This is a genomic window from Cobetia sp. 29-18-1 (genome assembly GCF_029846405.1).
GTDB classification, from domain to species: domain Bacteria; phylum Pseudomonadota; class Gammaproteobacteria; order Pseudomonadales; family Halomonadaceae; genus Cobetia; species Cobetia amphilecti.
In genome coordinates this window covers 88,932-106,834 of sequence record NZ_JARWKS010000001.1, presented here as the reverse complement: position 1 = coordinate 106,834, position 17,903 = coordinate 88,932, and the positions used below count along the sequence as shown (strand labels likewise).

Genomic DNA, 17,903 nt, shown 5'->3' with positions numbered 1-17,903 from the left:
CGAAATGTCGTGATGTGCCCAGGGAAGACCGACAAGCCTGGAACATGACCAGGTCGAGAAGAGAGAAGAGAAAGGAAGAGGAAAGAGGCAAGAACAGGAGGCAAGCGGGCCGGGCCAGTACTGAAGACTTTCCGACAGCCAGAAACGCAAAAACCCGAGCTCGAAAGCTCGGGTTTCACGAATTCTATGAGATCGAATGGCGGACCGGACGGGACTCGAACCCGCGACCTCCGGCGTGACAGGCCGGCATTCTAACCAACTGAACTACCGGTCCGCATTGGTGGGTGATACTGGATTCGAACCAGTGACCCCAAGCATGTGAAGCTTGTGCTCTAACCAACTGAGCTAATCACCCAACACAAACGATCTTTGCTGCAAGCAGCGGTGATATCTCGCGATTCTGATGGCGGACCGGACGGGACTCGAACCCGCGACCTCCGGCGTGACAGGCCGGCATTCTAACCAACTGAACTACCGGTCCACTTCAGAACAACTCAACATCGGGCGCATGACAAACGAGAATGGCGGACCGGACGGGACTCGAACCCGCGACCTCCGGCGTGACAGGCCGGCATTCTAACCAACTGAACTACCGGTCCACGACAATCGCTTGCTTCTGCTAACGAACCAGGCCATTTAATCAAGTAACGCTTTGAAAAGCAATGACTTTTTTCAAATGGTGGGTGGTACTGGGTTCGAACCAGTGACCCCCAGCTTGTAAGGCTGGTGCTCTACCAACTGAGCTAACCACCCCTGTCTCGTTGGCGCTGCATTCTACGGAATCCGGCCCATGAGTCAATACTTTTTTTACGCGCAATTTCAGCAATCGTCCGCGACAGAGTATTGATAAGACAGGACTTTCCCGCTGCATATCGCCTGCAGGCCAGTAAACATCAGCGTTGCGTCATCATTCTGACATGCCGCTGTCGCCATCGAAGGCCAGGGTAATGCCCCTCGCATGGTGGCGATTCACTGCCGTTTTCCGCCCAGCGCCGGGTGATTGGCCAAGGCCTGCGCCGCACGCGAAATCAGTCCTTCACGTGTCTCGCCACTCGCTTTTCGTGGCTTGAAATCATGTTCGCCATCATTCAGCCAATGCAATGTCAGGCTTTCCGGCAACGGATATGCCGTCACTTCCTCGCGAGTTCCGAAGGGATCGCGGCTGCCCTGACAGATCACGCCGGCCATCGGGATATCCGGCAGATGGTCGATGCGCAACTTGTCGGGCTTGCCCGTGGGATGAAACGGATAGCCTAGCGCGTACCACCCGACCGGCAACGGCGCATGCGCCGCCCGGGTCAACTCCACCAGCAGATGGGAGGCCACACGACTGCCCATCGACTTGCCGCCGACCAGCCAGGGCAGCGATCGCAAGGAGTCGACGGCCGCCACACACGCCATCAGCGCCTGACACCAGCGCGCCATCTCCTCGATCAGCCCAGGCAGCCGGGGCGGCGGTCGGCGACGGCCTTCACAGCGCATCCTGACGAGATAGCCGAAATCGAATGCCAGCCACGCCATGCCCTGCATCAGGCAGGCAGCGCCGAACTGTTGATGGAAGTCGGTCTCACGCCCGGCGCCGGCTCCATGCGCATGCAACAGCAGGGCACGCCCCGGTTGCCCATGGATCTCAAGCGGGCCCAGTTCCGCCAACCAGCCTCGCCACGGCCCTCGCGCGGCCAGCGCGTCGTCGGACATGGTCTGGCGAGCAGCAAGCTCCGCGGCGACATCGGCCAGGCTGGCGACACGAAAGCCTTCCTCGGCGTAAGGGCTGGGAACCTCAGCCGTATTGGACGCATTGGCATCTTCGTCCGATGATGAAGTGACGGCGGGCAAGCGAAATTCTCCTGTTGATCTCGTACGGCTCGCGCCAGACAACGCTGGAACCGATGAGGGGTAAACGCTGCATTCCAGCGCGAGGGATGGCCTGTCAGTCGGCCATGGTCGCGCGTGATATCGGTCAGCGCCAGCCCTGCCGCCCTGACAGGGGCGTCGATGACCTGGCCGCTCCCGCAGCGCCGCTTCCAGCACCGTCACCACCAGCACTGCGCTTTCGCCCACTGCCGACGAGGTCGTGATATGCGTACAGCTCTTGAGGCTTCGGCCTGTCATCCCCGCGTGAACCATCATCACGTAAGCCATGATTTCGCTCGCATGGCCGTCATCTGGGGCCTGCTCAGCCTCTGTCTGGCCGTATGGCTCAACCTCATCTGGCTGTGGCCATCACTGGGGCCGGAGGTGGCCTGGCTGAGTTACGGCCGCCTCGCCCCCTTGCAGCACCACCTGCTGCTTTACGGTCTGGGCGGCTCGGCAGTGATCGCCGGCGGCTACTCCATCGCCATGCACAGCGTCCTGCAACGCGAATCACGCACGGACGCCGAGACGGCGATAGCGGATATCGCACTGCCCCCCTTCACGCTCAAGTTGATGCATTTCATCTTCCTCGGCTGGCAGGCCGTGGTCGCGCTCGGCGCACTGGCGATTGTCGCAGGCTACTCCTCGGGCCAGTACATGGCCGAAGCGCCCTGGCTCGTCGATCTCCTGATGACCCTCGTCTGGCTGGCCGTGGCGTGGGTCTTCTTCACGGTGCTGGAACAGCGCACGCTGCGCCGCCTGCCGGTGGCCTGCTGGTACTTCATCGCCGGCCTGATGCTGGTGTTGATACAGCATGTGCTGATCTCGCTCAGCGTGCCGATCGGCCTGCTGGAATCGATACCGCTCTTCACGGGCAGCCTCGAGGCACTGGTTCAGCGCTGGCAGGCAGGGCCACTCCCCGGTGGCATGTTCGCATTCGGCCTCATTGCCTTGCTCCATCACATGGTGACGAGCCGCTCGCGGCTGCCGCTCTACTCGCACCGGCTGGCCACCACCAGCTTCTGGATGCTGGTGCTGCTGGTGACATGGGGAGGCGCTCCGCTGCTGTTCGCGAGCGCCCTGCCGGCCTGGAGCCAGACGCTGGGCATGGCGATGGGCCTCCTGCTGCTGGCGCCGGGGCTGGCACTCAGCCTCAATGGCCTGATGACACTCAAGGAGGATTGGCACTCATTGCGCCGGGATCCGCTTAACTGCCTGCTGGCGGCAGCGCTGGTCAGCTTCGCCCTTGCGGTTCTTGAATACAGCCTGCTGTCATTGCCGACACTCAATGCCCTGACCTTCAGTGCCGCCAACAGTCTGTCGCCGGCAGCAAGCCTGGGGGTGGTCGCGACAGTCGCCATCGTGATGGCCTATCACCTGCTGCCCCCGATGCGCTCCCTCGCGCTGCTCAAGACTCACGCCCTGCTGGCCATCATCGGCACCCTGCTGTGCGTTGCCGCCAGCTGGGCGACCACGCTGCTTCAAGGCAGCATGTGGCATGTGCTGGCAGATGACGGCAGGCCGCTATACACCTTGAGCGAGGTGCTGGAAGCGGCCCGCATGCCGATGATGATCTCGCTGGGCGGGCTCGCCTGCTGGGCGCTCGGCATGCTGCTGATGCTCCTCAACGTGACGCGCACCCTGGCTGATCAAAAGAGCGAACGCCAAGCCGCTCACGAGCGCCAGCGCCTGAGCTCCGGCTCGCACAAGGCATCATCAGAACCTGCCATGCACTCTGCGTCCCCCTCTACCACGCCCCCTGCCACATCCTCGGGAGGGCATTACGCATGAGACATGTCCTGCTCGAACGTCACGCCGGCCTGATGACGGCACTATGCCTGCTCACCATGAGCCTCGGCGCCCTCGCCCAGCTGGTGCCGCTCGGGGCTCACCCCAGCCTCGCCAGCGCCCCCGAAGACCTCAAACCGCTGAGCGCCCTGGCGCTGGAGGGCCAGCGCATCTACCAACGCGAGGGCTGTCAGCAGTGCCACACACGCATGGTGCGCGATCTACCTGGCGATACGGCGCGCCACGGCGATGCGACGACCGCCCGGGCGCGCTACTACGACCGTCCCTCGCTGTGGGGCGTAGAGCGCTGGGGGACGGATTTGAGCCAGCTGCCTGCGCAACATGACGATGCCTGGCAGCGTCTGCATCTGAATGACCCGCGCAGTCAGGTGCCGGGCTCAGCGATGCCCGCCTACCCGTGGCTGTTCGAGCGGGCGTTGAGCGGTGAAGGCATCGCGGCACGCATGCGAGCCCTGCAAGGCCTGGGCGTGCCCTACGCGGAAGATGAGATTCTCGCCGCCCCCAATGACGTGCGTGGCACTGCCGAAATCACGGCGCTGCTCGCCTACCTGCAGCAGGCCGCCCCCGCGAGCGACATCGCCAGCCGTGGCCCATGACAGGACACCGCTCAGGAGACACGACATGAATCTGCTGGAGACAACTGGACTCCCCCTGTTCTGGAATCTCTGGGTGCTGGCCCTCACGCTGGGCAGCCTGGTGCTGTTCGCCATGCTGGCCCTGGGCAGCCTTTCGCGCGCTGCAAGCGCTGACAGCGACGAGCGCGAAGGCGATGGCCCCATGCAGGAACATCGCATCAACGGCGTACGTCAGCCTGACACACCAGCACCACGTGCCTGGGGCATACTGGCACTGGCGACGCTGGCCGCCGCACTGATTCTGCTGCTCGGCGCAGCTGGCTGAGGCAGGTCGTCGCGGTATGGTCACGCAGGGCCAACCAGGCCTAAAGTTCACACACCTTGCAACGCCCATGGGTTGGGCAGGATAATGAATTAATAAAATCTAATATTATGGCGCCACGAAATTGCGCTGCGCCAGCCGATGAGCGCTCAGACTCTGGCCGCTCGAATCACATCGGCTGAGCAGGGTAGCGGCGGGCGACAAGGCCCCGCCCCACCGTTCGTTGCGCCCGAAAGCCCCCTCCGCTGCCCTGCCCCAGGGGTAGCGGTGACATTCCTCAGGAGAGTCACCATGACGGCCAATGCACAGGCATCACACCGCTTGCGCGCCCATGAAGCCCGCTGCCAAACCTGTTCGCTGAGTTCACTGTGCCTGCCACTGGCACTGAACATGGAAGATATCGACCAGTTTGACGCCATCATCCGCCGTCGCGCGCCACTCAGAAAAGGGGAAGTGCTCTTCAGCCAGGGCGATGCCTTCGATTGCGTCTTCACGGTGCGCTCCGGAAGTCTCAAGCAGATCACCAATGAAAACAGCGGCATGGAGCAGCTGACCGGCTTCTACCTGCCCAGCGAGCTGGCCGGGCTCGATGCTATCGACAGCAATTGCTATCCCGGCACCGCGGTGGCGCTGGAGACCACCACCGTCTGCGAGATCCCCTTCGACCGCCTCAATGCGCTCTCGGAGCAGATGCCGGAGCTGAGAACCCAGCTGTTCAAGAGCCTGAGCAAGGAGTTGCACGAAGATCGCCGCATGATGATGCTGCTGTCGCGCAAGACAGCCGATGAGCGGCTGGCGAGTTTCCTGGTCAACCTGTCACAGCGCTTCCGTCGCCGTGGCTATTCGCCGTACAGCTTCCGCCTCTCGATGGCACGCGCCGATATCGGCAACTATCTGGGGCTGGCCGTCGAAACCATCAGTCGTATCCTGACCCGCTTCCAGACCCAGGGGCTGGTCGACATTCGTGCCCGCGAGGTGCATATCCTGCATCTGGATGGCCTGATCGAACTGGCCGAAGGCGAGTGTCAGGGCGGTCGCTGATGACGCCTGCTGACAGCACATCACGCTGAGCGACACTGCGCTGATCCGCCACCAGGGCACCATGTCGGCACCACACAAGACAGAAGCCCGCCACGCAATTTGCGTGGCGGGCTTCTTCTTTCTGTCAGGTCAGTCGTCCTGACAGTCCTGGCAGCCCAGACAGTCATGACAATAGGCCTTGTCTCGGCCTTCGCTGGCGATCAGCGGTTCTCGAGGCGGTTATAGTCCAGCAGGCCCGCTTCGACAGGGCGATCAGCATAGTTGGTGCGCAGCACGCTGTCGGAGAACTCCCAGAAGCGCGGGTCAGTCCGGCGCACCCCGATATCCGCCTGCAGGGCGCGATAGTCCTCTTCGGTCTCGAGTGCCGCCACCCGCTCTGCCAGCCTCGTCAGGGTGTCAGGCGTCAGACGCCAGAAGGCATTCGGGTAATCGCCCGCCACGCCCCGCAAGACATCGAGAGTGTCTTCCTCAGGACGGCGATTTTTCTCCTCATCGAACAGGCTGGTGATGTTGGCGTGGGCGGAATTGCGCAGCACGCTGTAAAGGCGCGGCGAGTCATCAGTGCCCTCCTCCAGCGCGACGATCGTCACCTCCGGCATCAGGCTGGCCGAGACTCCCTGCACCGCAGCGAGGGCCTGCAGCTCATGTCGCACGTGCTCGTCCTCGACATTGCTCAGGCTGCGCTCATGGCCGAGTTCCGGCGCGAGGCGCTCCTGCATGCGCCGCATCAGCCCAAGGCGCGCCTGGTCCGGCGATGACAGCTCCTGCGGTGTCCAGACGATGCCACTGGGCGCATCGAACTGCGGCGGCTTCTTGAACAGCAGCTCGCCAAGGCCGGGGCTGACGTCGCGATACCAGCTGTCATGCACCGCCTGGCGCTCGCCTGCCGGCAACAGCACCAGCAGGTTGTTCTCGCCTTCCATGCGCAGGAAGTCCATGTACAGACGGGTGACCAGCTGATGGCCGAGATTGCCATAGACATCGAAGCCGGCGACCAGCAGATAGTGGATGCGCTCCAGCATCGGGTAATCGATGATCCAGCCCGTCTTGGGCACGCCACCGACCAGCCCCTTCATCACCGCCGCATTGTCGAAGTGACGATAGATGGTCAGGGCCGCGTTGGGGTTGCGCCCCTGGCCGGGGCCGTCGGTCCAGCCGCTGCCGTCCCACAGCACCCGCTCATCCAGGCGCAGATCGCCATCGAGATAGGCCTGGGACATCAGGCGCTGCTTGGCCTTGAGATAGGCGGTCTGTTTGCTCTCGAACTTGACCCATGAGCTGATCGGCAACGCATTGCTGCTCTGCTCGGCGGGCAGGCTGAGATTCTTCCCTTCCTCGGCCAGGGTGCGTTCCACTTCCGGGTGACTGAACATCTTCGGGTCAGTGAAGCCGACCCAGAAGTGATCATTGATCACATCCACCGCAACCTGCCCGCGACAGACCGGCCCCTTGATGAAGCCCATGATGGTGTTCTGCGACTCATCCAGCATGAAGCGATAGCGTGACTCGGCCGGGATGGCCTCGAAGGTCAGGAAAGGATTCGAGGCCGTCTTGAGGTCGTAATCCGGCAGGTCATCCACCGGGTAATCCGGTGTCAGGAACAGCGCCTGCCAGCGCTTGAAGCGAGCATCATCGAGCGCATAGGGCAGATGATTCTTGGCCAGGATCGTCGCGCGCTCCTGCCACAGACGGTAATAGACCCGCGGGCGCCCGGCGTCATCGTGGGGCATGCTCGCGCGTTCATCGGCGGTGTAGGAGGCGTAGGGTGGATCGTAGGGGCGGCGCGTGGAGATGCGCTTGATCGGCTCGCCCGGCGGGGTGCTGGAACGCACCAGCTTGAAGAAGACCGGCCGTCCGTCCGCGCCATTGATGCCCGGGAAATACACATGACTCAGGAAGAGGTGCTCGTAGATATAGCGATTCATCAGGCGCTGCTTGAGGCTGTCGCCATTGAAGAAGCGCTCGGCCTGCTCGATGTGCGGCATCAGCGCCTGGGGCAGCGGTGCCGGGCCCGTCATCGCGCCACCCTTGGCCAGCCAGTTCACCAGCGTGCGGTGCTCTTCATCGCTGACCTGTGGCAGGGCGTAGGGCATGCCCCAGTCAGGATGGTCTTCGGCGAACTTGTCGTAGCCCTCGACGGGGGCACATACCTGACTGCGATTGAGCGACAGGTCGAAGCGGTCTTCCGGCAGCAGGCCATCTTCCGTCACCGGCAGCGGCGCCTTGCGCTTCTGGCTGAGCGCACGGAACAGCACACTGCCCTCCAGATTGGCGGCCGGGGAGTCGAAGCGCTCATTGAGCACCGGCGAGAAGTCCATGCTGCGCCACTGCTCGGTGGTGTCCGCGTCTTCGAACATGCGCGTCAGATTGGCCGCCAGCAGGCGCGTGCCATCGTAGACCGGCGCCGGATTCATGCCGCGATCGATCCCCGCGGCCGATGACATCTTGAGCTGACAGGGAGCGTCGTAGCAGCCATGACAGACCACGCAGCGCGTCTCGATCACCGGCTTGACCTCATCCTCCCACTGACGCCCGGCAAGACTGTCGTGTGACACCACCCGCTCACGCGGTGACGCGGGGCCGAAACGCTCATCGAGCTGATGAATCGCGACGGCACTGCAGCCCCCCAACAGTAGAACGAGCACGATGCTCCAGCGCCAGCGCGGTATGCGCCACAGGCGTCGAAGTAGGTCCGGCATGGGGAACTCCAGCAAGAGGAAGGGGTATCGGCAATCGGGCAGATGATGGCGAAAGCGTACCATAAGCAGGCTCACTAATTCGGCAAGACTGCCTTTCCAAGCATAGTGAACAATGATGTCAGATTTTTTTGGCGTTTCCGCATCCAACTTTATTTTGACGGCGTATGACTTCATGACCCGCCTGAACGAGCTGTCTGACGCAAGCGGGTGCATCGATGTTCCTGATCCATAATTCAAAAAATACGGGCCCTGCCCGATAGGAAGCCATCATGACCATGAAGAAGACCGTTACTGCCGCTACCTTCGCCGCCGCTGCCGCCGCGCTGTTCTCCACTGCCGCCCTGACCTCGATGCCGGTGCACGCCGGTGACAATGCCGTGAAGTGCTCCGGCATCAACTCCTGCAAGGGCACCTCCGAATGCGCGACCGCCAACAGCGCCTGCAAGGGCCACAATGCCTGCAAGGGCCAGGGCTGGTCGTACACTGCCAGCGCTGAATCCTGTGTCGGCGAAGGTGGTACTGTCGTCGAGGGTTGATCCTCAGGCATCAGATGCGCCTGCTGAGGCAGGCGCATCTGGCGAATTCCCGACGGGAGGACGGCACACCGTCCTCCCGTTCCTGATTCTGGGTCTGGCTCTGTTTCTTCCTGGGCCCCCTGGCGGGTGTCTTTCAGCCCTCCTGACTCGCCATCTGCCTCGCCCTTTTCCGCACCCTCTGCCTTAGCTCAGAAGAGGACTCACGCATGACGACAGCTGTCACCTCTCGCCTGCCCACGCCCGCCAGCGCCGGCATTGGTCAGGGGCTGGGCCTGCGCCCCGAGTACTATCACGAGATTCTGACGACGCTGCCGGACATCGACTGGTTCGAGGCCATCAGCGAGAACTACATGGGCCACGGCGCCAGCGAATCCGGTGGCCTGAGTGCCGGCGGCAAGCCACTGCATCACCTCGAGCGTGTCCGAGAGCACTACCCCATCGCCCTGCATGGCGTCTCGCTGTCCATCGGTGGCAGCCATCCCATCGACAGCCGTTACCTGCGCGAGCTGCGCGCCTTGTGCGAGCGCATCGAGCCGCTGTGGGTCTCCGACCACCTGTGCTGGACGCGTACCGGCGCGCATCAGTTCCATGACCTGCTGCCGCTGCCCTATACCGATGCCACCATTGACCATCTGGCCGAACGCATCGATCAGGTCCAGAACGCGCTCGGCCGTCAGTTATTGCTGGAAAATGTCTCCAGCTATCTGACCTGGCGCCCTGACGAGATGAGCGAATGGGAGTTTCTGGCCGAGGTCAGCCGCCGCGCCGACTGCCTGATCCTGCTCGACCTGAACAACGTCATCGTCTCGAGCCACAACCATGGCTTCGACCCGCTGACCTATCTGGACGCCATGCCGGCAGAGCGCGTCTGGCAGCACCACCTGGCCGGTCATATCCGGCAGGAAGTCTCCGGCGGCGAGCTATGCATCGACACCCACGACCAGCCCGTCCCGGACACCGTGTGGTCGCTGTATGACGCCGCGCGGGAGCGCTTCGGCGATGTCGCCACCATGATCGAGCGTGACGACAACTTCCCGCCCTGGTCGGAGTTGATGCAGGAGTACGCCGAGCTGCGCCGCCGCAGTAGTCGTCCGCTGACGGATGCCACGCGCGCGAATCAGACGGCAGACCACGGAGGGCTGCGCGCATGACGCAAGCGAGCCCCGCAGGCGGTGCTGATCGCAGCGCCCTGATGCAACTGCAGGAGACCACGGGCGCCTACCTCGCGACACCGAGCCCTGACACCCGCAGCGCGGCGGCCGAGGCCGTCATCAGTGATCAGCTTGCCAGCGCCGAGGAGCGCCTCGACATCTACGCGATGGCCTATCGGCTGCGGCTGTTCGAGGTCTTCGGCGGGGATTTCGAGGCCGTGCACACCCTGATCGGCGATGACGCCTTCGGGCTGCTGTGTCGTGACTACCTCGCGGCCCACCCGCCGAGTCATTATTCGATTCGCTGGGCCGGCCAGCATTTCCCGGCCTTCGTCGCGGCGCGCGAACCCGAGCGCTCCCTGGTCACCGAGATGGCCGCCTTCGAGTGGGCATTGGGGCTGGCGCTGGATGCGGTGGACAGCGCCCCGCTGAGTGTCGAGTCCCTGCAGACGCTGGCCCTTGATGAGTGGCCCGAGCTGGCCCTGGCAGCGCATCCGTCCCTCAAGCGCTTCTCGTTCCACTTCGATACGCCGGCCATCTGGAAGGCCATCGACAACGATGAGCCGCCACGCGCACCGGTCGAGTCCGACACGCCCACGCCCTGGATCGTCTGGCGCCAGCCCACCGCTGGCGCGCCCGAGGTGCACTATCGCTCTCTCGAGCCGCTGGAGGGCCAGGCTCTCGGCGCCATCCTCGCGGCCGGAGACGAGGGCCTGAGCTTCGGCCGACTCGGTGAGCTGCTGACGCCGCAGGTGGGGGCAGAGCAAGCCCCGGGCGTGGCGATCAACCTGCTGGTGCAGTGGCTAGCCGCCGGTCTGCTGATCAGGCCCTGACATAGCCATCCGCGCGCCCGACGCCACAGCGGACATGACAGCCAGCGGCGAAAGCCGGACAATACACGCCGACCCTCATTGCGATGGTCGGCTTTCGTCTTCCTGCTGCCGTGATGCCCATGCCCTCTTCTCCTGATGCTCCGCACTCCGACGCGCCAACGGCGCCTCAGACACCTGCGCCGATGGCGGACGCCACGCCCACGCCTCTCGAGGCCAAGTCTGCTGAGGTGACTGAGCCGGCCGAGCCGGTTGAGCTGACTGAACCCGCCGAGCCACTCGACATCCTGTTCCAGGATGAAGTGCTGGTGGTGGTTCACAAGCCATCGGGCCTGCTGGTGCACCGCAGCCCCATCGACAAGCACGAGACCGAGTTTCTGCTTCAGCGTCTGCGCGACCAGATCGGCCAGCATGTCTTCCCCGTGCATCGCCTCGATCGCCCCACATCAGGGCTGATGGTGTTCGGCCTCTCGCCCCAGGCGGCGCGCAAGCTGAGCACCGCCTTCGAGGAGCAGCAGGTCAGCAAGCGCTATCTGGCGATAGTGCGCGGTGTCGCGCCCGAGCAGCAACGCCTCGATTACGGCCTGCGCAAGGAAGATGGCAAACTGCCCAAGGCCGAGATGCCGGAGCAGGAAGCCATCACCGACACGCGCCGTCTGGCACAGGTCGAGCTGCCCATCGCCATCGATCGCTATCCGCAGTCGCGCTTCTCGCTGGTCGAGGCCCGTCCGCTGACCGGCCGCCGCCACCAGATTCGCCGTCACCTGTCACGCCGTGGCTACCCGATCATCGGCGACGCCAAGCACGGCAAGGGCAACTACAACCGCTACTTCGCCACGACACTGGAATGCCCCCGCCTGCTGCTGGCGGCTGTCGGGCTTGAGCTTCCTCACCCCGAGGGTGGCTGGCTGAGCCTGTCGTGTCCGCCAGAAGGCGCCTACGCGGCACTGATGGAGCGCTTCGGCTGGCTGGGCCATCTGCCCGAACGCTACGCTGAACATCTGGCAGAGCGCCCGACCAGACACTGGCTCGATGCGACCGCCGGCGACCCGGCTGACTGAGCGCATCCCTGCCGACTGCCACCCGTTCCCCCGAGATTCGCGAGCTGCGCATGACCACCTCTTCCGACACCCCGGACTCGACCGACATGAGCCCAGAACAGCAGAGCTCTGAAAGCAAAAGCTCTGAAAGCAAAAGCCCTGGAGAACAGAGCCCTGACCGCAAGCCCTCAGGCGAGCCGTCGACTCACGCCAGCACGCCCTCTGCCAGCGAACGAATGCTGGAGAGCTTCTTTGCGGCCGGCGCTGCCAGCCAGGCCCCCGCAGAAGACGACTACGACTTCCGCTTCGGCGGCATCCGTCGCCTCTACGGTGCCAACGCCTTCGCCCACTTCCGCCACGCGCATGTCGCGGTGATCGGGGTCGGCGGCGTCGGCAGCTGGAGCGCCGAGGCATTGGCACGCTCCGGCATCGGCGAGATGACGCTGATCGATCTCGATGATGTCTGCGTCTCCAACGTCAATCGTCAGCTGCATGCGCTGGATGGCCAGATCGGCCGTCCCAAGGTCGAGGTGCTGGCCGAGCGCTGCCAGCTGATCGCGCCACAGATGAAGATCCACGCCATCTCGGCCTTCGTCACGCCGGACAACCTCGCCGAGCTGATCCACGACGACCTCGATCACGTCATCGACGCCATCGACAGCGTGCCCGCCAAGACGGCGCTGATCGCCTGGTGCAAGCGGCGCAAGCTGGGCCTGACCGTGACGGGCGGCGCCGGTGGCCAGCTCGACCCGACGCGCATCCAGATCGGTGATCTCGCCCGCACCGAGCAGGACCCGCTGCTGGCGCGCGTTCGCTCACTGCTGCGTCGCGACTACAATTTCAGTCGCAACCTGAAGCGCCGGTTCGATGTCGAGTGCGTCTATTCCGACGAGCAGCTGACCTACCCCGGTGCCGACGGCGAGGTGTGTGCCACCAAGCCCGGCGACAGCGCCACGCGCCTGGATTGCGCCGGCGGCTTCGGCGCGGCCACCTTCGTCACCGGCAGCTTCGGCTTCACCGCCGCTGCCCGCGCGCTGGCGCGCATCGCACGCCGCGGTGCCAAGGCCACGCCTGTCGCTGATGACACCTCTGTGGCTGATGCGCCGAACGCTGCCGACTGATACGCCTGCTTCTCGCTGCTGGCTTCACCGCTTCTCGCTTCTCGCTTCTCGCTTCTTGCTTCACCCTCAAGGAAATCGCCATGACTGACCTGCCTGCCATGCCGCCGCTGCCGGAAAATCGTCCCGTGCCGGGCCTCTACCGCCACTACAAGGGCGCGCAGTACGAAGTGATCGGCACCAGTCGCCACAGCGAGACCGAAGAGCTGCTGGTGGTCTATCGTGCTCTTTATGGTGAATGCGGGCTGTGGGTGCGTCCGCTGAGCATGTTCATGGAGAACGTCGAGATCCAGGGCGAGCCGGTGCCACGCTTCGCGCTGGTCTCGGCGTGGTCCTGCTGATCCGCGGCCTTGCCGCACCCACATCCTGACCGACCAGACAGGTACATGCCGCCTGTCGGTCGCGGTGCTATACTGCGCCGCTTGTTTTTCCAGACATACGCATTGAGCCGCTTGCGGGCATGATCTGCCCGCGCGGCTCGGCCACGCCCACACAGCGCACTGCCCGGCACGTCTGGCAGGCACTGTGAGCTGGTTCATACCACGTCAAGAGCGGAGGAAGCATGAGCGCACTGGTTGGTGTCATCATGGGATCAAAATCGGATTGGGCGACCATGTGCCATACGGTCGAAACCCTGGAAGCGCTGGGGATCGAACACGAGGTCAAGGTCGTCTCTGCCCATCGCACGCCCGACCTGCTGTTCGACTATGCCGATACCGCTGCCGAGCGTGGCCTCGAGGTCATCATCGCCGGTGCCGGTGGCGCGGCGCACCTGCCGGGCATGTGTGCCGCCAAGACCTGGCTGCCGGTGCTGGGTGTGCCGGTGCAGTCCAGCATGCTGTCGGGTGTCGATTCCCTGCTCTCCATCGTGCAGATGCCCGCCGGCATCCCCACCGGCACGCTGGCCATCGGCCGCGCCGGTGCCGTGAATGCCGCGCTGCTGGCCGCCAGCCAGCTGGCCAACAAGTACCCGGCTATCCGCACCGCGCTGATCAACTTCCGTGCCGAGCAGACCGACCGTGTGCTCGACAATCCGGACCCGCGCCCCGACGCACCCAGCCTGTCCCACGGAGGCGAGTAAGCCATGAGCCAGCCGTTCCGCTTCGGTATCGTCGGCGGCGGTCAGCTGGGCCGCATGTTGGCTCAGGCCGGCGCCGCCCTGAATGCCCGCTTCACCTTCCTTGATCCTTCGGATTCGCCCTGCGGTCGCGTCCACGGCCATCATCTCTGCGCCGATTGGCAGGATGATGCGGCCCTGACGCAGCTGGTGGCGGCGTCTGATGCCATCACCTTCGAGTTCGAGAACGTGCCGGCGGACGCCGTCGCGCGTCTGGCAGCCGAGCGCCCGACCTTCCCGCCGGCTGGCGCCCTGGATACCGCGCGTGACCGCTGGAGCGAGAAGTCGCTGTTCATGCGTCTTGGCATCGAGGTGCCGCCGCTGGCGCTGGTCGACAGCCAGGCGGACCTTGAAGCGGGCGTCGCGACCATCGGTCTGCCCGCCGTGCTCAAGACACGCACGCTGGGCTATGACGGCAAGGGCCAGAAGGTGCTGCGCGAGATGGCCGACGTCGCCGACACCTTCGCCGAACTCGGTAGCGTGCCGCTGATCCTGGAAGGCTTCATCGCCTTCGATCACGAAGTCTCGGTGATCGCGGTACGCGGTCGCGATGGCGAGACGCGCGCCTGGCCGCTGTCGCGCAATGAACATCGCAGCGGCATCCTGCACTGCTCCACGCCGCTCGACTCCCACGGCCTGCAGGCCGAAGCCGAGGCGGCTGCCTTCAAGGTGATGCACGAGCTCGACTATGTCGGCGTGATGGCCTTCGAATTCTTCGTCGTCAAGGACGCCGATGGCAGCGAGCGCCTGCTGGCCAACGAGATCGCACCGCGCGTGCATAACTCGGGTCACTGGAGCATCGAAGGCGCTGTCACCAGCCAGTTCGAGAATCACCTGCGTGCCGTCGCCGGCATGCCGCTGGGCGAGACCGCACTGCTCACGCCCTGCGCGATGCTCAACATCATCGGCCGCATGCCGGAACGTGACGCCGTGCTCTCCATCCCCGGCGCGCGTCTGCACGACTACGGCAAGGCGCCGCGTGCGGGGCGCAAGATCGGCCACATCACGGTGCTGGCCGCCGACAAGGCGAGCCTCGACGCCCGCATCGCGGCTGTCGAAGCGCTGCTGGTCAATGAACTGGGCAAGTAAGCCGGTTCTGCGCCACTGAAGACAAAACGCCCCCGCTGCCATCGGCAGCGGGGGCGTTTTGTCTTCGGCACGGCTCAGCGAGCCGCCACGGAATCAGTCGATCTCGTGGTGGATCTGCTTCTGCAGGTAGAGCTCGATGCCGACTTTCTCGATCAGGCCCAGCTCGGTCTCCAGGTGATCGATGTGCTCTTCCTCGTCGTCGAGGATCTTGCGGAACAGATCACGCGAGGTGTAATCGCGAACCTGCTCGGCGTAGGCGATCGCTTCCTTCAGATCGCCATGTGCCTGGTGCTCCAGCGCCAGATCACACTCGAGCATTTCCTTGGTGTTCTCGCCGATGCGCAGCTTGCCGAGGTCCTGCAGGTTGGGCAGACCTTCCAGGAACAGGATGCGCTCGATCAGGGTGTCGGCGTGACGCATCTCTTCGATGGACTCGTCGTATTCCCACTTGGCCAGGCGCTTGAGGCCCCAGTCCTTGTACATGCGCGCATGCAGGAAGTACTGATTTATGGCGACCAGTTCGTTGGCCAGTATGGTGTTGAGATGCTCGATGATCTTGGGATCGCCTTTCATGTCGCCATTCCTCTCTTGTCAGGGTTGCTGCTTGCGTCAGGTTCTGTGCTGCGCCTGATGACGGCATGCATCAGCCGCAGCGCGGGCACGTCAGGCGTGCCCTATCGATCATGTGCGGCAAGTATGGCGCAAAAACATGAATTTTTCGAGACATACCAACAAGTTATCGACTTTTAGGCGCAAATGGGAAGGATTGGTATCCGCGTTGTCATGTGGCGACCGACACCGGATTGCCTGGCGCCCATACGAAAACGCCCGCCGCCCGGTCTTGAGACCAGGTGGCGGGCGTCAGGCAGGCGAGCACTTGCCGGGAGTCGACGAGAACGGATCACGCAGCAATGGACAGTGCGGCGACTGGAGTGTCAGTCGCCGGCAGGCGAGCCTCGGCTCGAGCCTGCATCACACCGCGTAGGCGAGACCCTCTGCCGGCATCATTTCACGCGCGACCGCTTCGCGAGTGATGGTCTTGGCCATGCAGGCACATTTGCCGCACTGGGTCGCGCAGCCGGTCTGCTCACGGACTTCGCGGAAGCTGCGCGCTCCCTGTTCCACGACTTCGCGGATCTTGTGGTCTGACACACCTTTGCACAGACAGACGTACATGGCTCACCTCGCTCACTCCAAGTGAGACAAATGTAAATGATTCGCAGAAACATGCGCAACACCTGACTGCAAAAAATTCTCATTCACACGTTATATCAAATACTTAGCGAGGCGATTTCTGGCCGGTTTGCGGTTGCGGAACACACGATGTCATAAGCAGGCCACATCAGCCTCACAAAGCGATTGCCGTGGGGAAAGCCAGCGCCGTATAAAGAATGATGGCTCGTGGCTGACAGAAAGGTAGGGTTGCGATTTCACACGAGACCGCTAGTATGTATAACGATTTTTTATGCAATTCGAAAAACAATCGCACCAAAACATAATGAGTCATCGCTAGCCGATCACTCAGGCGGGTCACTCGAACGCAGCCCAGCTGAACGCAGCCCAGCTCCTCGCTCACGGGAAGCGCCGCGTCACGATGAAGGCAAATGACTGCCACGCCCCGCCAGGCAATCAGGAAAGAACATGAACAGGACACTGCAAGAGATTCCGTCGCTCCGCCTCCTCATGGCCATGACCCGCATCGGCATGCCGATGATGGGCGCCATGCTGAAGCCGTGACCGGCCTGAATCCGTCTGCTGTTGCCCTATCTGCCGATTTCCGAACGCCAATCCGCAAGGAGCCCGATATCATGTCAGTACAACTCGCCACCGCCGATCATCACGCCACGTCCCACCTGCCACTTGATCTGGACGCCGTCCGCGACGCCGGCAGCTGCTTCGGTGACCACCACCGTCTGCCGCTGACCCCGCTGCTGCGCAATCTCTATCGTGAAGCCCGCCGTGAAGGCTTGGTGGATGAGCATTGCAACGCGCGTGAACTGATGAGCCATATCGCTCTGCCCCATGACCACGTGGTCACCCAGGAAATTTCCGACCGCGTCTGGCGCTACAACGTCGGTTACTCCAACACCGGCGAGAGCGCGGAACAGGGCGACCTGAGCGCGGCGCTGGACTCCCTGAACGAGCGCACCCTGGATGAGCCGCTGCCGGGCGCCCTGCAGCGCCTGACCGAATCCTGGCTGTACCTGCCGGGCGAGCTGGAAAGCCCGCGTCAGGCCAGCGCCGACGTGCTGTGGCTCGACAAGCAGGGCCGTGCTCGCTACCGCCTGGATCAGGCGCGCCACTGGTTCGCCACCCTGCGTGACGAAGCCATCGACATCGATGGCTGGCTGGCATGGCGCCTGACACATCTGCCGCTGACCAGCGCGCCGGTGCTCGATACCGTCAGCGCCTTCACGCGTCTGGCGCGCCTCGATCACGATGGCCAGCGTCCGATCGGCCAGCTGTCCTTCGTGCGTTATCGCGAGGGTGTGCGCCTGGAAGGCATGGGCACCGCGGTGATCGACCTGCCGCGCGAGTTGCCCGAGACGGCGGCACAGGAAGACAGCCTGGTGGTGTCACGCGCCAGCGTGGAGCGCATCATCACGCGCCTGGATGGCCTGCTGGGCGTCTGATCACCCCCTGCACTCGCGGAAAACACAACGCCCCGCCAGTCGATGACTGCCGGGGCGTTTTTTTATCTGATTGAGATCACGTCTGGCTG

Annotated in this window: 17 protein-coding genes and 5 tRNA genes; 13 read left to right on the top strand and 9 right to left on the bottom strand. The window is 63.8% G+C overall.

What is annotated here, in order from left to right:
• Positions 1–197 precede the first annotated feature (197 nt).
• From QD208_RS00465 to QD208_RS00440, 6 genes are all read right to left on the bottom strand, one after another.
• Positions 198–274 (bottom strand) — tRNA-Asp (locus QD208_RS00465).
• 4 nt (positions 275–278) lie between these two features.
• Positions 279–355, bottom strand: a tRNA-Val gene (locus QD208_RS00460).
• A 49-nt stretch (positions 356–404) separates the two neighbouring features.
• Positions 405–481 (bottom strand) — tRNA-Asp (locus QD208_RS00455).
• 41 nt (positions 482–522) lie between these two features.
• Positions 523–599, bottom strand: a tRNA-Asp gene (locus QD208_RS00450).
• 78 nt (positions 600–677) lie between these two features.
• Positions 678–753: transfer RNA gene (locus QD208_RS00445), tRNA-Val, on the bottom strand.
• Between the two features lie 216 nt (positions 754–969).
• Entirely contained in the window at positions 970–1,836 is an 867-nt protein-coding gene (locus QD208_RS00440; RefSeq protein WP_279835233.1) for an alpha/beta family hydrolase, read from the bottom strand.
• Between the two features lie 318 nt (positions 1,837–2,154).
• On the opposite strand from QD208_RS00440, the gene QD208_RS00435 reads away from it, so the two are divergent.
• From QD208_RS00435 to fnr, 4 genes are all read left to right on the top strand, one after another.
• Positions 2,155–3,645: a cbb3-type cytochrome c oxidase subunit I gene (locus QD208_RS00435; protein WP_279835231.1), complete on the top strand. Its 1,491-nt coding sequence runs from the start codon at positions 2,155–2,157 to the stop codon at positions 3,643–3,645.
• Positions 3,642–4,259: a cbb3-type cytochrome c oxidase subunit II gene (locus QD208_RS00430; RefSeq protein WP_279835229.1), complete on the top strand. Its 618-nt coding sequence runs from the start codon at positions 3,642–3,644 to the stop codon at positions 4,257–4,259. The genes QD208_RS00435 and QD208_RS00430 overlap by 4 nt, the downstream gene beginning before the upstream one ends.
• A 25-nt stretch (positions 4,260–4,284) precedes the next feature.
• Positions 4,285–4,563 carry a hypothetical protein gene (locus tag QD208_RS00425; RefSeq protein ID WP_192838652.1) on the top strand — a complete coding sequence of 93 codons (279 nt, stop codon included), beginning with the start codon at positions 4,285–4,287 and terminating at the stop codon, positions 4,561–4,563.
• Positions 4,564–4,851: 288 nt separating this feature from the next.
• A complete protein-coding gene (gene fnr / locus QD208_RS00420) occupies positions 4,852–5,601 on the top strand; it encodes a fumarate/nitrate reduction transcriptional regulator Fnr (protein WP_279835228.1) in 750 nt (249 codons plus the stop codon).
• A gap of 200 nt (positions 5,602–5,801) precedes the next feature.
• On the opposite strand, the gene QD208_RS00415 is transcribed toward fnr, so the two are convergent.
• The gene (locus QD208_RS00415) at positions 5,802–8,300 is read right to left on the bottom strand and encodes a fatty acid cis/trans isomerase (RefSeq protein WP_279835227.1); all 2,499 of its coding nucleotides are present in this window, start codon (positions 8,298–8,300) and stop codon (positions 5,802–5,804) included.
• Positions 8,301–8,569: 269 nt separating this feature from the next.
• Here QD208_RS00415 and QD208_RS00410 point away from each other — a divergent pair, with 269 nt between their 5' ends.
• From QD208_RS00410 to QD208_RS00375, 8 genes are all read left to right on the top strand, one after another.
• Positions 8,570–8,836 (top strand): hypothetical protein, encoded by a 267-nt coding sequence (locus QD208_RS00410; RefSeq protein ID WP_279834751.1) that lies wholly within the window; start codon positions 8,570–8,572, stop codon positions 8,834–8,836.
• A gap of 206 nt (positions 8,837–9,042) precedes the next feature.
• Complete coding sequence (locus tag QD208_RS00405; RefSeq protein WP_279835225.1) at positions 9,043–9,987, top strand: DUF692 domain-containing protein; 945 nt, start codon at positions 9,043–9,045, stop codon at positions 9,985–9,987.
• Positions 9,984–10,820: a DNA-binding domain-containing protein gene (locus QD208_RS00400; RefSeq protein ID WP_279835224.1), complete on the top strand. Its 837-nt coding sequence runs from the start codon at positions 9,984–9,986 to the stop codon at positions 10,818–10,820. Before QD208_RS00405 ends, QD208_RS00400 begins: the two co-directional genes overlap by 4 nt.
• Positions 10,821–10,939: 119 nt before the next feature.
• Positions 10,940–11,878 carry a pseudouridine synthase gene (locus QD208_RS00395; protein WP_279835223.1) on the top strand — a complete coding sequence of 313 codons (939 nt, stop codon included), beginning with the start codon at positions 10,940–10,942 and terminating at the stop codon, positions 11,876–11,878.
• 215 nt (positions 11,879–12,093) lie between these two features.
• Positions 12,094–12,978: a tRNA cyclic N6-threonylcarbamoyladenosine(37) synthase TcdA gene (tcdA, locus tag QD208_RS00390; protein WP_279835442.1), complete on the top strand. Its 885-nt coding sequence runs from the start codon at positions 12,094–12,096 to the stop codon at positions 12,976–12,978.
• 80 nt (positions 12,979–13,058) lie between these two features.
• Positions 13,059–13,316 (top strand): DUF1653 domain-containing protein, encoded by a 258-nt coding sequence (locus QD208_RS00385; RefSeq protein WP_225996526.1) that lies wholly within the window; start codon positions 13,059–13,061, stop codon positions 13,314–13,316.
• Between the two features lie 221 nt (positions 13,317–13,537).
• On the top strand, positions 13,538–14,056 hold the full coding sequence (gene purE / locus QD208_RS00380) for a 5-(carboxyamino)imidazole ribonucleotide mutase (RefSeq protein ID WP_043333193.1): 519 nt from the start codon (positions 13,538–13,540) through the stop codon (positions 14,054–14,056).
• Positions 14,057–14,059: 3 nt separating this feature from the next.
• Positions 14,060–15,181 carry a 5-(carboxyamino)imidazole ribonucleotide synthase gene (locus QD208_RS00375; protein WP_279835221.1) on the top strand — a complete coding sequence of 374 codons (1,122 nt, stop codon included), beginning with the start codon at positions 14,060–14,062 and terminating at the stop codon, positions 15,179–15,181.
• 93 nt (positions 15,182–15,274) lie between these two features.
• On the opposite strand, the gene bfr is transcribed toward QD208_RS00375, so the two are convergent.
• Entirely contained in the window at positions 15,275–15,754 is a 480-nt protein-coding gene (gene bfr, locus QD208_RS00370; RefSeq protein WP_043333195.1) for a bacterioferritin, read from the bottom strand.
• A 399-nt stretch (positions 15,755–16,153) separates the two neighbouring features.
• Positions 16,154–16,357: a bacterioferritin-associated ferredoxin gene (locus QD208_RS00365; protein WP_279835219.1), complete on the bottom strand. Its 204-nt coding sequence runs from the start codon at positions 16,355–16,357 to the stop codon at positions 16,154–16,156.
• 632 nt (positions 16,358–16,989) lie between these two features.
• On the opposite strand from QD208_RS00365, the gene QD208_RS00360 reads away from it, so the two are divergent.
• Positions 16,990–17,814, top strand: a complete 825-nt coding sequence (locus tag QD208_RS00360; protein ID WP_279835217.1) for a hypothetical protein — start codon at positions 16,990–16,992, stop codon at positions 17,812–17,814.
• Positions 17,815–17,903 lie beyond the last annotated feature (89 nt).

Bases quoted from the DNA above. Each gene is read 5' to 3' on its own strand.
- QD208_RS00435 (WP_279835231.1), top strand. From the start codon at position 2,155: ATGGCCGTCATCTGGGGCCTGCTCAGCCTCTGTCTGGCCGTATGGCTC.
- QD208_RS00430 (WP_279835229.1), top strand. From the start codon at position 3,642: ATGAGACATGTCCTGCTCGAACGTCACGCCGGCCTGATGACGGCACTA.
- QD208_RS00425 (WP_192838652.1), top strand. From the start codon at position 4,285: ATGAATCTGCTGGAGACAACTGGACTCCCCCTGTTCTGGAATCTCTGG.
- fnr (WP_279835228.1), top strand. From the start codon at position 4,852: ATGACGGCCAATGCACAGGCATCACACCGCTTGCGCGCCCATGAAGCC.
- QD208_RS00415 (WP_279835227.1), bottom strand. From the start codon at position 8,300: ATGCCGGACCTACTTCGACGCCTGTGGCGCATACCGCGCTGGCGCTGG.
- QD208_RS00410 (WP_279834751.1), top strand. From the start codon at position 8,570: ATGACCATGAAGAAGACCGTTACTGCCGCTACCTTCGCCGCCGCTGCC.
- QD208_RS00405 (WP_279835225.1), top strand. From the start codon at position 9,043: ATGACGACAGCTGTCACCTCTCGCCTGCCCACGCCCGCCAGCGCCGGC.
- QD208_RS00400 (WP_279835224.1), top strand. From the start codon at position 9,984: ATGACGCAAGCGAGCCCCGCAGGCGGTGCTGATCGCAGCGCCCTGATG.
- QD208_RS00395 (WP_279835223.1), top strand. From the start codon at position 10,940: ATGCCCTCTTCTCCTGATGCTCCGCACTCCGACGCGCCAACGGCGCCT.
- tcdA (WP_279835442.1), top strand. From the start codon at position 12,094: ATGCTGGAGAGCTTCTTTGCGGCCGGCGCTGCCAGCCAGGCCCCCGCA.
- QD208_RS00385 (WP_225996526.1), top strand. From the start codon at position 13,059: ATGACTGACCTGCCTGCCATGCCGCCGCTGCCGGAAAATCGTCCCGTG.
- purE (WP_043333193.1), top strand. From the start codon at position 13,538: ATGAGCGCACTGGTTGGTGTCATCATGGGATCAAAATCGGATTGGGCG.
- QD208_RS00375 (WP_279835221.1), top strand. From the start codon at position 14,060: ATGAGCCAGCCGTTCCGCTTCGGTATCGTCGGCGGCGGTCAGCTGGGC.
- bfr (WP_043333195.1), bottom strand. From the start codon at position 15,754: ATGAAAGGCGATCCCAAGATCATCGAGCATCTCAACACCATACTGGCC.
- QD208_RS00365 (WP_279835219.1), bottom strand. From the start codon at position 16,357: ATGTACGTCTGTCTGTGCAAAGGTGTGTCAGACCACAAGATCCGCGAA.
- QD208_RS00360 (WP_279835217.1), top strand. From the start codon at position 16,990: ATGTCAGTACAACTCGCCACCGCCGATCATCACGCCACGTCCCACCTG.